The following is a 12,753-nucleotide window of genomic DNA, read 5'->3' as shown; positions in this document are numbered from 1 at the left end:
CCACATACAGAATGCTCTGCTGCATAAACCAAGAAAGCAGTAGCATTCTCCATCCGGTCTATGTTGTCATACCGTAACGTTAATCAGACGGACAAAAACATCATGACGACGTTCAGGCCAAAATTCGTAACATTTGACTGCTACGGCACCCTGACCCGCTTTCGTATGAGCGACATGGCGCGTGAGCTTTACGCCCATGTTGTGCCCCCCGAAGGCATGGAGCAGTTCTGCAAGGACTTTGCCGCTTACAGGCTGGACGAAGTTCTGGGTCCATGGCAGCCCTACCGCTACGTGCTGCTTAATGCCGTGGAGCGTACCTGCAAAAAGTGGAATATTCCTTTTGCGCCCGAAATAGCCAACAAATTTTATGAAGCCGTTCCCACATGGGGGCCTTGGGACGACGTGCCCGCGGGCTTGTCCAAGGTTGCCAGGGAAGTGCCGCTGGTCATCCTTTCCAACGCATCCAATATGCAAATCCACTCCAATGTCGCCAAGCTTGGCGCACCTGTGCATGCCGTTTTCACGGCGGAAGATGCTCAGGCATACAAACCTCATATGCGTGCGTTTGAATACATGCTGGACAAGCTGGGTTGCGGTCCGGAAGACATCCTGCACGTTTCATCCTCCCTGCGTTATGACCTGATGACCGCGCATGATCTGGGCATTCGCAACAAGGTTTTTGTCGCTCGCGGGCATGAACCTTCCACGCCGTATTATGGCTACACCGAGATCCCTGACATTGGTGGTCTGCCCGGCGTTCTGGGCCTGTAAGCTTTCTGTCCGGCAACGGGGCGATCATTCCAATACAACATGCGCCCCGTTACCCGTTTTGTTTCTTCCCCTCCGTTTTTTTCCCAGTTGGAGCGTGTTGATGCTGAACCGACGCAACATGATGAAACAGGGAACGCGCCTGCTGGTTACAGGTTTTTGTGCGGCTCAACCGTGGTCAGGCGCAGCAGGGGCGGCTGGTAACAATACTGATGGAGCCGGATTTGCAAGAACAGGGCTGCAGGGCGCACAACCCCGCACCGGCGGGCATGTGCGTGCCGCCTCCACATCGGGCTCCCTGAGCGACACGCTGGACCCTGCGCGTCAGTCCATGGCCACTGATTACATGCGGGGCAACATGTTTTACGATGGTCTTGTCGCACTGGACGAGACCCTGACCCCACATCCGGCTCTTGCCACAAGCATCGACAGCGCCGATTTCAAAACATGGCGGATCCAGTTACGCAGTGGCGTATGCTTCCATGATGGAGCCACCCTGACATCGGCTGATGTTGTGTATTCCATCCTCCGCCATAAAGCGCCTGAGCTTGGGTCACAGGTCCATTATCAAGCCATGGCCATGCGCATCGTAAAAACCGATGGGCCACTTGGTGTAGTGATCGAACTGGACGCGCCCAATATCGCATTCCCCTCTGTTCTGGGTTTAACCAATTTTGCTATTATCCGAGAGGGTACAACCCAGTTTCATAAAGCCAATGGCACTGGTCCGTTCACCTGTGCCGTTTTCCAGCCCGGCATCCGTTCGGTTGCCCTGCGTAATCCCAATTTCTGGAAATCCGGTGGTGTATGGGTGGATTCCCTTGAACTCATTTCCATCAGCGATGACATGGCCCGGCACAATGCCCTGCTCTCGGGTGATGTGGATATTATTGCCGCCGTAGACCCTCGGCTTGTTGCGCTGATCCGGCAACACAACATCGCAGTGCTGGAAAGCCCTACAGGCACCTACACCAATCTGGCCATTCGTCAGGATGTCGGACCGGGCCAGAACCCGGATTTTGTACAGGCCATGAAGCTGCTGTTTAACCGCGAACAGATGCGCAGTTCCATTTATCTGGGCTTTTGCCGCACAGGTAATGACCAGCCCCTCCCCCCCGAACACCGTGACTGCAACACAACCCTGCCCCAGACCAGATTTGATCCGGACAAGGCAAGGTTCCTGCTCAAAAAAAACGGTTTTCTCAACCAGAACCTGCCGCCACTCGTCTGTTCCCCCGCAGCAAACGGGTCGGTGGAAATGGCAGTGCTCCTCCAGAATACGGCTCAGAACATCGGGTTGAAACTGGATGTGCGACGCATGCCAGCAGATGGGTACTGGAGCCAGTCGTGGATGCATTTTCCCATGGGGTTTGGGAATGTTAACCCCCGAGCTTCCGCGGATATGACCTTTGCACTCAGCTTTGCCTCGACAGCCCCATGGAATGAATCCCATTGGTGCAACCCGCAATTTGACCAGTTGCTCGCTCTCAGCCGTCAGGAGCCAGACGCTATAAAACGTCATGCCCTGTATAACGATATGCAGGCCATGATTCACACCGGTTCGGGCGTATGCATTCCCAGCTTTATTACCAGCCTGGATGGGTTTCACCCCCGCATACAGGGTTTGCGCCCGCATCAGGGCGGGCAGTTGATGGGGTATAATTTTGCCCGCCATATATGGGTAGATGAACAGTCCAGCCGCTCCACGGCAGAGGAGACTGCTCCATGAGTGCAAAACTTGGCATAGCTATTGCCCGCAGGCTTGGCGCATCCTGCGTATCGCTTGTTTTTGTAGTGGTTGCGGTCTTTTTTATTACCTCCGCCCTGCCCGGTGATGTGGCGCAATCCCTTCTGGGGCAGGCGGCAACGCCTGATGCGGTTACCGCCCTGCGCCATAACCTCCGGCTGGACGAACCTGTTCTTCTACGTTTTGCAAACTGGGCAGATGGGTTACTCCATGGTGATTTTGGCATGTCACTGGTCAGTCACCAGTCTGTCATGAGCATGGTGCATGAGCGCCTGCTGCACTCACTTGTGCTGGCAGGGATTACAACGCTGTTTGCGGTTCCCACGGCTTTGCTGCTTGGCACATTCTCGGCCATATTCCGCAATACGGTTTTTGACCGTTGTATGTCCGTGCTTACACTTTGCGTTGTTTCTGTCCCCGAGTTTCTTGTCGCCACACTGGCTGTTCTGGTGTTTGCCGTGCAACTCCACCTGCTGCCCGCTCTTGCCAGTATTAGCGATATTCATTCCATCGGATCATTTCTGGCGGCGTTCTCTATGCCGGTCACCACACTGGGATGCGTGATCATGGGGCAGATGGCGCGCATGACACGCGCCGTAATGGTGAATGTGCTCAGTTCATCATGGGTGGAAATGGCCGTGCTCAAGGGGGTATCCCCCACCGCTATTATCCTGCGCCACGTTTTACCCAATGTTGTAGCGCCGCTGTTCAATGTGATGGCGCTCAGCCTTTCCTATCTGCTTGGAGGCGTGGTCATTGTGGAATCTGTTTTTCATTACCCCGGGATCGCCAGCCTGATGGTGGATAGTGTGGCATCGCGCGATATTCCGCTGGTACAATCCTGTGCTCTCATCTTTTGCGCCGCCTATCTGCTGCTGACCACGTTGGCCGATGTTGTTTCCCTGTTCTCCGCGCAGGAAAGGAGCCGCGCATGATTCTTGCCCTGCCCCCGCTACGCTGCCTGCCCCCGTTCTTGCAAGCACCGGCGCTACTTGCCATGCTATGGCTTCTGCTGGCTCTTATCGGGCCATGGATTGCCCCCTGTCTGCCCGGAGAAGTGGTTAGTTCCACCGTATTCGCTCCCATGTCGGCCCGGCACCTGCTGGGCACGGACTATCTGGGCCGCGATGTGTTGACCCGCCTGCTCTATGGCGTCAGCAGTACCGTGCTGCTTTGTGCGGCCTCTACCGCCATGGCCTGTGGCGCTGGCGCCTTTCTGGGCATGATGGCAGCCCTTAAACGGGGTATGACGGACACCCTGCTTTCACGCTTCATGGATGGTGTAATTTCCATCCCCTCGCTGTTAAGCGGGCTTGTGGCGGTGGCAACCTTCGGCTCCTCCATACCAGTGCTTGTACTGGCAATGGCATGTATTTACCTGCCCGGCTCCTACCGCACATGCCGGATGCTGGCACTCTCCATTGTGCAAAAAGACTTCATCCTTGCCGCACGCATGCGCGGAGAAAAAACCGGCTATCTGGTCCTGCGGGAAATCCTGCCCAACATGGCAGGCCCGGTACTGACCGATGTGGGGCTACGGTTTATTTATGCCGTAAGATTACTGAGCAATCTCAGCTTTCTGGGTGTAGGATTACAGCCCCCACAGACAGACCTCGGCTCCCTCACGCAGGAAAATCTGCTGGGTCTTGTGTACGGAGCGCCCGCCGTCATTGCGCCTGCACTGGCCATTGCACTGCTGACCGTAGGGCTCAATCTTGCGCTGGATGGTAAAGGGCGACGCCAATGAGCGGATACTCCCGCCTTCCTCTGATTACGGTCCGGAACCTCTGTCTGACTGGCCGCAGGGCTACGGGGCCGGAAACCACCATCGTCTCCAATGTCAGCTTTGACGTTGCCGAGGGTGAGATGCTGGCGTTAATCGGTGAATCCGGCTCAGGTAAAACCAGCATTGCCCTTGCCCTGACCGGCTACGCCCGCGCAGGCTGCCGCATAGCACAGGGGGAGTTACGGGTAGCCGGGCATGACGTACGTAGCATGGATTCTGGCGAGTTGCGCAGTTTTCGGGGCAGAACCATCGCCTATATTGCCCAGAATGCTGGCGCCGCCTTTAACCCGGCCCTGACCCTTATGGAGCAGGTGATCGAACCGGCCCTGACCCACCACACGCTCCCCCGTAACGAGGCCATAGACCATGCCATAACGTTGTTCGAAATAATGGCCCTGCCCATGCCTCATACTATTGGCGCGCGCTACCCACATGAATGTTCAGGAGGGCAACTTCAGCGGATCATGGCCGCCATGGCGCTGATCACCGAGCCTGAAGTGGTTATTTTTGATGAACCCACAACGGCGCTGGATGTCACAACACAGATAGAAGTACTGGAAGCTTTCAGAAGCGCCATGCGCAAGTGCGGGTTTACGGGCGTTTATGTAACCCATGATCTGGCCATTGTTGCCCAGATGGCCGACCGCGCCGTTGTGCTCAAAAACGGTAGCGTGCAGGAAGAAGGCCCGACCGGACAGATCCTGAGCAAGCCCACGCACCCCTACACCCGGCAGCTTGTTGCAGCCAGCCAGCCGCACCTGCGCAACCATGACGCCCTGCCCCCTGCAACACCGTTGCTTGATGTGCGGGATATGGTGGTTGGTTATGGCGCCATTATGGCCAATGGCCACCCAAGACACACAATTATCAACAACGTAAGTCTTCCTGTCCGCGCGGGTGAAACATTGGGGATTATCGGCGAATCAGGTTGTGGCAAAAGTACCCTTATCCGGGCCATAGCTGGTATTCAACCCTGGTCAGGAGGCAACATGTTCTTTGCTGGCCAGCCTCTCCCCCCCAAAATTGAGGACCGCACCCCCCAACAGCGCCAGCACCTGCAACTGGTCGCGCAGAACGCTGATCTGGTGCTTAATCCGGCCTTAAGCGTAGGTACCACGCTCCGCCGTGTTCTGACATTCCATAATGAGGACGCCTCGGACGCGGCCCTGAACCGGGTTCTGGATATGGTGCGTCTGCCTGCCACCGTGGCTGGGCACTACCCTACCCAGCTTTCCGGCGGCCAAAAACAGCGTGTCAATCTTGCGCGCGCACTGGCCGCCCGCCCCCGGCTTGTACTCTGTGACGAAATAACCGCAGCACTCGATACCGTTGTGGCCGCCGCCATTTTGGATCTGATGATGGAACTCAAACGCGAACTCGGACTCTCGTGGCTTTTTGTTACGCATGACCTCCATGCGCTCCGCTCTGTCTGTGACCATGTGGCCGTTCTGTACGCCGGGCACTGTGTGGAGTTCTGCACGACGTCTGCCATGAACACCTCTCCCCGGCACCCCTACACCCGCAGACTGGAAAATTCGGTGCCAGAAATGCATCCCGGCTGGCTGGACGGGATTATCCTGCAGAACGGGCTAAAGCCGGACAGAGTGACCCCTGTTCCCGCTCACGGCTGTAGTTACATGCCACGTTGCCCGGTTGCTGTTGCAGACTGCGCACAAACCCTTCCCCCAACATGGCAGTCGCCTTCTGGCGCACTGATTAACTGCCACTTACAGGCATCAGACCTATCCTGATCCCCCTTTAGTTAGGAGAAATACCATGGTGCAACTTGACCTGAACGATTCCACGCTCTTTCGCCAGCAGGCTTTTGTTGCCGGTATCTGGTGTGATGCGGAAGAAGGGCTGAGAATTGATGTCGATAACCCGGCAACAAGAGCCATTATTGGTTCCGTGCCTGCATGCACCGCACAGGATACCCAGAAGGCAATTGAAGCCGCGCGTGTGGCCCAACTGGCCTGGCGAAGCAGAACCGGCGCGCAGCGGGCCGAAGTTCTGGCAACATGGTACCAGCTTGTTATGGACAATATGGAAGACCTTGCCGCGATCATGACCGCAGAACAGGGTAAGGTTCTGGCTGAAGCGCAGGGCGAAGTGCGTTATGCTGCATCTTTCCTTAAATGGTATGCGGAAGAAGCACGTCGGAGCGAGGGGAGCATTCTGAGCACGGCAGACCCTGCCCGGCGCGTATTGGTGCTTAAACAGCCCATTGGAGTCACGGCCGCCATTACACCATGGAACTTCCCACTGGCCATGATCACCCGCAAATGTGGCCCTGCCATTGCCGCAGGGTGCAGCATGGTCATCAAACCTTCTGAATTAACCCCTTTTTCCGCCCTTGCTCTCGCCGCTCTGGGCGAACGTGCCGGCCTGCCCACGGGGTTGTTAAGCGTAGTTACCGGCCTGCCCGCCACGGTGGGCAAAGTGCTGACAGAAAGCCCGGTAGTGCGCAAACTTACCTTTACCGGCTCTACGGGTGTTGGCAAAATCCTGCTCGAACAATCCGCCGCAACCGTAAAAAAATGCAGCATGGAACTGGGCGGCAATGCGCCCTTTCTTGTGTTTGATGATGCAGATGCGGAGGCCGCAGCCGAAGGCATTATCCAGAGCAAATTCCGCAATGCCGGTCAGACCTGCGTTTGCGCCAACCGCGTACTGGTGCAGGACGGCATATGGGACCGCCTGCTTGTCGCCATCATGCGCAGGGTCGAAGCCTTGCAGGTGGGTGCCGGAATGGAGGCGGGAAGCACGATTGGGCCGCTTATCAACGATTCTGCCGTAGCCAAAGTACGCGCCCATGTGGAGGATGCCTTGAGCAGAGGAGCCTCTTACGTCGGCGCTCCCCTACGCACGGAAGGTCGCTTTGTCTGGCCGGTCGTGCTCGAAGGCGTAACCACCCAAATGCGTGTAGCCCATGAGGAAACATTTGGCCCCGTCTTACCTCTATTCCGCTTTAAAACGGAAGAAGAGGCGATAAATATAGCCAACAATACGCCTTTTGGGCTGGCGAGCTACTTTTTTACAAACGACATCCGTCGTTTGTGGCGTGTGGGTGAAGCACTGGAGTTTGGCATGATCGGGCACAACACCGGCGCCATTTCCATGGAAAGCGTGCCTTTTGGCGGGATAAAGGAATCCGGTCTTGGCCGCGAAGGAGGATATGCGGGCATGGAAGAATTTCTGGAAACAAAAAGTCTGCATCTTGGCGGGCTTGACGTTTAACATCCGGAACATTCTGATCAGTGTTTCATCAGTTCCACACCGGGGCTGACCCATCCTTGCTCTGGAGATCATCTCTGCCATGCAGCCCACCCCCAAGCTGGACAGAATTGACCTTAAAATTCTTACGCAGTTGCAGCGCAATGGCCGCCTGACCAATGTCGAACTTGCCAACAGGGTTGGCCTTTCGGCCAGCCCATGCCTGATCCGTGTCAAACGTCTGGAGGCTGCTGGCTACATAACGGGCTACGGCGCCCAGATTGATATCCGTAAAATTACGTCCATTCTGACCGTATTTACGGAAATCACCTTATCTGATCACAGACGCCATGATTTTGCGCGTTTTGAAAACCACGTCAGCAAACTTGATACCGTTGTGGAATGTCACCTGATCAGCGGAGGGTATGACTATCTGGTTAAATTTATCACCCGTGATGTAGAGCATTACCAGATTATCATGGAAAATCTTCTTGAACTGAATATCGGGATCGAGAAATACTTCAGTTATATCGTGATAAAATCCCCAATTGTAAAAGAGTCTTTTCCGATTCAGGACTTTTTCCCGGAGCAGAAAATTTGACCCAGACCGCAACCTCTCCTCCCATCCTGCAGGCCCAGCTTGCATTCCGCCCCATGACCCCCGGAGACCTTGCCCAGGCATGGCAACTCTCCAAGGACCTGGCATGGCCCCACAGACTGGAAGACTGGGAACAGATGCTTGCTCTGGGCAATGGCTTTGTGGCAACGACCACAGATGGTTCCATTGTGGGAACGCTCCTATGGTGGGCGTGGGGGCCCCATGCAGCCAGTCTGGGCATGATCATTGTCAGCCCCGCATGGCAGGGACATGGCGTAGGCAAACACCTTATGGCTTTGGCCCGGCAAGCTCTGCCGGGTTACAGGCTCCACCTGAACGCCACATCCGCTGGCGTGCCATTATATGAAAAAAGTGGTTTTCGTTCCACAGGTGTTGTCATGCAACATCAGGGCAATGTATCAACCGTCCCCCTGATCCCCCTTCCAGAAGGCTGTCGTATGCGGCCTATGGGCATTGCCGATCTGAACGCAATCCGTGACATGGACAAAGCGGCGCTCAGGCTCGACCGCTCTGCACTGCTCATGCGGCTGCTGGAGGATGGACGCGGTATTCTGGTGGATTCAGAAAAAGGTATTCTGGGGTTTTCTTTCTGCCGTAAATTTGGCTGGGGGCAGGCCACTGGCCCGATTATTGCGCTGGATCAGGCCTATGCCCTGCCCATGCTGGCCTATTGGGCCGGAACCTGCGCGGGACAGTTCCTGCGCGTGGACATTCCACAGGACGAAACCGTGGCAGGGCTTCTTGACCAGTGGGGCCTGTTGTGCGTGGGCTCTGTTGTGTCCATGTCTACCGAGATGGCTGAAACCCGGGATGTAACTACACAGTCTTCCACCTGCTTTGCCCTGTGCAGTCAGGCACTGTGCTGAATCCGGCACGACTGTCTCTTTTTTGTAGGAACTTACGCTATGTCTTTTCTGCTCAAATCCTCCCGTGCACGTGCAGAAGTCTGGAAGCCGCTGTTCCAAAAAGCGCTGCCTGACCTTGCCTTTCATATCTGGCCGGAAACTGGGAATCCCGAGGATGTACGCTTTATTGCCGCATGGGAGCCCCCGGTAGACCTGCTCCGGCACTTTCCCAACCTTGAGGTCCTGTTTTCAGTCGGGGCAGGTGTTGACCAGTTCGATATGAGCACAATACCTGAGCATGTGAGCATTATCCGCATGATCGAACCCGGCCTGACAGACGGGATGGTTGAGTACGTTCTGTGGGCAACCCTGACTCTGCACCGCGATATACTGACCTATCTGGCCGAACAGAAGCAGCATGTCTGGAAAACCCGACATAACAAAATAGCTTCGCAGCGCCGGGTGGGTGTTATGGGGCTGGGTACACTGGGCACCTCCGTCGCCAGCGCACTGGCACATACCGGGTTTAACTGCCGTGGCTGGTCACGTTCACGCCACGCTGTAACCAATGTAGCCTGTTACGCGGGTGCGGATGAACTGGATACCTTTCTGGCTGAAACGGATATTCTGGTCTGCCTGCTTCCGCTAACAGACGCCACACGGGGCATCCTCAATGCTGATCTGTTTGCAAAACTGCCAAAAGGAGCACAGATCATCAATGTTGCACGTGGGGCGCATCTTGTTACGCCAGACCTGCTTGCAGCACTTGATGACGGTCAGATTGGAGCAGCCATTCTGGACGTAACAGACCCCGAACCCCTCCCCGCTGACAGTCCTTTATGGACACACCCCAATATCTTGATCACTCCCCATGTGGCGAGCAACAGCCAGACAGAAACCGCAGGGCGTGTGCTCCTTGACACCGTACAGCGCTACCTGGCCGGGGAGCGGAACTTCCCCTCCAAAGTAGATCGTGCCAAAGGGTATTAGTCTTTTATTCGGTAACGTAAAAACAGGCAGGGACAGCAACCCCTGCCTGTTCTACTCCCCAGTTAAACCAGCCAGCCATAGCTGCAACCAATACTCTGACCATCCCGGCTGGGAATGACCAGATAACAGCATCAATACGGTCAGGGTTCCAGGTTCTGCACATAATCCTTGGCCCGGTAGTATGCGCCCACAACGGGCAGGAAGTGTGACGCCAAACCATAAAACGGAATCTTCGGCCATGCCCGTCCCGCAAGAGGGTTGCTACCACTTATGCCACTCATGGCTTCGGCCATGCGCTGGCCCATATAAACAGACATCTGCGTACCATGGCCGCTATATCCCATGGTGTAATACACACCATTCCACTGGCCCGCGCGCGGCAGACGGTCAACAGTCATATCCACATCCCCTCCCCAGCAATAGTCTATTTTAACATCTGGCAAGGCTGGGAGTGTACGACGCATGGCAGCGAGCAGCATATGCCCACTAGCAATATCCGTTGTGGTCCGCGAGCGCGAAAAGCTGGCGCGACCGCCAAAAATAAGCCTGTTATCCGCCGTTGCCCTAAAATAGTTATGAATATTCTGCATAGTCACAACATTGCGGCCGCCGGGCATTATCTGATCAAGAGTTGTGGCGTCCATGGGCTCGGTCGCCACAATAAAGCTCCCCACAGGCATGATGCGCTGACGGAACCAGGATGGACCATGCCTGCTGGTGCCTGTTGCCATAAGCACGTTTTTTGCAAAAATCCGGCCATGTGGGGTTGTCACCTCAAATCCTCCCTTACCGGACTTTATGCCGGTCATGGGCATGTTTTCAAAAATCAGCCCTCCGGTCTTAATAACGGACCGGGCCAGCCCTACACCAAAGCGGCCCATGTGCATGCGTGCACTCTGGGGGTAGATCAACCCGCTGTTAAACAGGTCTGACACCAGTTCACTCCTGATCTGCTGCCCATCTATAAATTTTACGTCCGGGTCAGCTTCTTTCTGAAGCAGCTCATAATCGGACAACAGCGCCATCCGGTGCGCCCGCAGGTTGCCAACCTTGAGCTTGCCGCAGCGTTTAAAATCGCAGTCAATCGCATTGTTCCTTACTATGGCCTCAACCGTATCAACTGCCGTGTTAAAAACTTTATAAAGGGCTGTTGCTTTATCTACTCCCATATTTTTGCATGCGAGAGAAAAACTTCCGGCAAGACCATTGTTCACATGACCGCCATTACGGCCAGATGCCTCACCTACAACATGTTCACGCTCTAGCAGCACAACAGATGCACCCAGCTGGCGTAACCGCAGGGCAGCAGAAAGACCGCTAAATCCACCGCCCACCACCACGGCATCCACCGAACCGGGCAGAGCGGCAATGGAACTGGCTGTGAATGATGGTGCTGTTTCCAGCCAATAGGAGGTTAACTTCATAACGTGTTCCTCATAACCGTATCAGGAAAGGGTAATATGACTAGCCTGGGAAAGGCTGAGCCCTGCTGTTTCTGGTGCCCAACGCCAGGATATGAGCGCCCCTAGGGCAAGAAGCGCAAAAGCGCCAAAAAGGGTTGCCTGTACGCCAAAATGCGCCACACCAACGGGAAGTAAAAAAGTACCTACAGCCGCCCCCAGCCTGCTGACAGAAGACGCAAAACCAACCGCTGTGCCCCGTATCTCTGTTGGGAACAACTCATTGGGATACACGAACTGAAGGCCACTTCCTGCGGCTTCCACAGCTGAATACACAATAAACGCGACCAGAACCGCCCATCCTGCCTGCCACGGCCATACGACAATAAAAAGCAGGGAAAGTGCTGCCAGCACAAAAGACCAGATCAGGAGCGTTCTGCGCCCGATCCTGTTAATCAGCCCGAATGTGACCGGCAGAATACCAAGGAACGTAAAACATGTGACCACACAGGTCGCAAGAACAGGGTTGATCAGGTGCATTTGCGTCAGAATTTGTGCTTGCAGGGTATGGATGGAAAATGCTGGAGCGCTTTGCAGTATCCAGAATACACTCACAAAAAGCAGCAAACCCCGATAACGTGGGCTGCATAGCAGAGCCATAACCTGCGGCACGCTCCCTTCAGCAACCACAGGGGAAGGCACCTCAAATGCGACATCCATCTTCAGGAATGTTTTAGCGATATGTCGCGCTTCCGCCGTTCGTCCCATACTAAGCAGCCAGAGAGGGGATTCCGGCATACCTGCTCGACACAGCAGTAAAAAAAGCGACGGTACAAAGCTCGAGCCCAGAATAAGCCGCCAGTTACCGGGAAAAAACGAAAGCAGAGCATACCCGATAAGAAAGCTGCATACATAACCCAACCACCAGAAGGTAATCAGCCCGCTCAGTGCCGGTCCACGCCAGCGCCTGGGCATGAACTCGGTCACATAAGCTGTAGCAATCGGGTAATCCGCACCAATGGCAATGCCGATAAGAAAGCGCCAGACCAGCAGGCCGGTAAAGCTGGCACAAAAAAACTGGGCGGCGGAAAAGACCGTAAACATAAGAATGTTCACGGTATAGAGGATCTTGCGCCCGAACTGGTCAGAGATGACCCCTCCAGCCAGCCCCCCCACAAAAACACCAGCCAGAGAAGCCGCACCTACAAACCCGGTGGCGTTGGCTCCCAGATGGAAACTGGAAACCAGCAGTGGCAGTACTACACCAATGACGCCAAGAATATAGCCATCGCAAAAAGGTCCACCACCAGCAATCAGCGCCAGACGTAAATGAAAGGCCGATGCCGGTATGTCATCAAGGGTCCGGACTTCCATGCCTTGTATCC

The 12,753-nt window shown here is 55.3% G+C and carries 11 protein-coding genes; 9 read left to right on the top strand and 2 right to left on the bottom strand.

From position 1 onward, the window contains the following. Window positions 1-102: 102 nt before the first annotated feature. The 9 genes from PY793_RS11265 (at window position 103) to PY793_RS11225 (ending at window position 9,968) form a co-directional block, all read left to right on the top strand. Complete coding sequence (locus PY793_RS11265; protein WP_275178112.1) at window positions 103-771, top strand: haloacid dehalogenase type II; 669 nt, start codon at window positions 103-105, stop codon at window positions 769-771. Window positions 772-889: 118 nt separating this feature from the next. Further along, window positions 890-2,497, top strand: a complete 1,608-nt coding sequence (locus PY793_RS11260) for an ABC transporter substrate-binding protein (protein ID WP_275178111.1) — start codon at window positions 890-892, stop codon at window positions 2,495-2,497. Beyond that, window positions 2,494-3,450: an ABC transporter permease gene (locus tag PY793_RS11255; protein ID WP_275178110.1), complete on the top strand. Its 957-nt coding sequence runs from the start codon at window positions 2,494-2,496 to the stop codon at window positions 3,448-3,450. The genes PY793_RS11260 and PY793_RS11255 overlap by 4 nt, the downstream gene beginning before the upstream one ends. Next, the gene (locus PY793_RS11250) at window positions 3,447-4,262 is read left to right on the top strand and encodes an ABC transporter permease (RefSeq protein WP_275178109.1); all 816 of its coding nucleotides are present in this window, start codon (window positions 3,447-3,449) and stop codon (window positions 4,260-4,262) included. The genes PY793_RS11255 and PY793_RS11250 overlap by 4 nt, the downstream gene beginning before the upstream one ends. Next, complete coding sequence (locus PY793_RS11245) at window positions 4,259-6,052, top strand: ABC transporter ATP-binding protein (protein ID WP_275178108.1); 1,794 nt, start codon at window positions 4,259-4,261, stop codon at window positions 6,050-6,052. The genes PY793_RS11250 and PY793_RS11245 overlap by 4 nt, the downstream gene beginning before the upstream one ends. A 28-nt stretch (window positions 6,053-6,080) precedes the next feature. Further along, window positions 6,081-7,538 carry an aldehyde dehydrogenase family protein gene (locus tag PY793_RS11240; protein WP_475638944.1) on the top strand — a complete coding sequence of 486 codons (1,458 nt, stop codon included), beginning with the start codon at window positions 6,081-6,083 and terminating at the stop codon, window positions 7,536-7,538. A gap of 79 nt (window positions 7,539-7,617) precedes the next feature. Continuing rightward, the gene (locus PY793_RS11235) at window positions 7,618-8,115 is read left to right on the top strand and encodes an Lrp/AsnC family transcriptional regulator (protein ID WP_275178106.1); all 498 of its coding nucleotides are present in this window, start codon (window positions 7,618-7,620) and stop codon (window positions 8,113-8,115) included. Next, window positions 8,112-8,999, top strand: a complete 888-nt coding sequence (locus PY793_RS11230; RefSeq protein WP_275178105.1) for a GNAT family N-acetyltransferase — start codon at window positions 8,112-8,114, stop codon at window positions 8,997-8,999. Before PY793_RS11235 ends, PY793_RS11230 begins: the two co-directional genes overlap by 4 nt. 39 nt (window positions 9,000-9,038) lie before the next feature. Further along, window positions 9,039-9,968, top strand: a complete 930-nt coding sequence (locus PY793_RS11225) for a 2-hydroxyacid dehydrogenase (RefSeq protein WP_275178104.1) — start codon at window positions 9,039-9,041, stop codon at window positions 9,966-9,968. 140 nt (window positions 9,969-10,108) lie between these two features. Here the strand turns inward: PY793_RS11225 and PY793_RS11220 are convergent, their stop codons facing one another. Both PY793_RS11220 and PY793_RS11215 read right to left on the bottom strand, forming a co-directional pair. Beyond that, window positions 10,109-11,392, bottom strand: a complete 1,284-nt coding sequence (locus PY793_RS11220; protein WP_275178103.1) for an NAD(P)/FAD-dependent oxidoreductase — start codon at window positions 11,390-11,392, stop codon at window positions 10,109-10,111. Window positions 11,393-11,413: 21 nt separating this feature from the next. Continuing rightward, on the bottom strand, window positions 11,414-12,742 hold the full coding sequence (locus PY793_RS11215; protein WP_275178102.1) for an MFS transporter: 1,329 nt from the start codon (window positions 12,740-12,742) through the stop codon (window positions 11,414-11,416). Window positions 12,743-12,753: the final 11 nt, after the last annotated feature.

Source organism: Acetobacter fabarum (assembly GCF_029069195.1).
GTDB classification, from domain to species: Bacteria; Pseudomonadota; Alphaproteobacteria; order Acetobacterales; family Acetobacteraceae; genus Acetobacter; species Acetobacter fabarum_A.
Note: the sequence above shows the minus strand (reverse complement) of the source record. Positions and strands in the feature narration are given on the sequence as shown.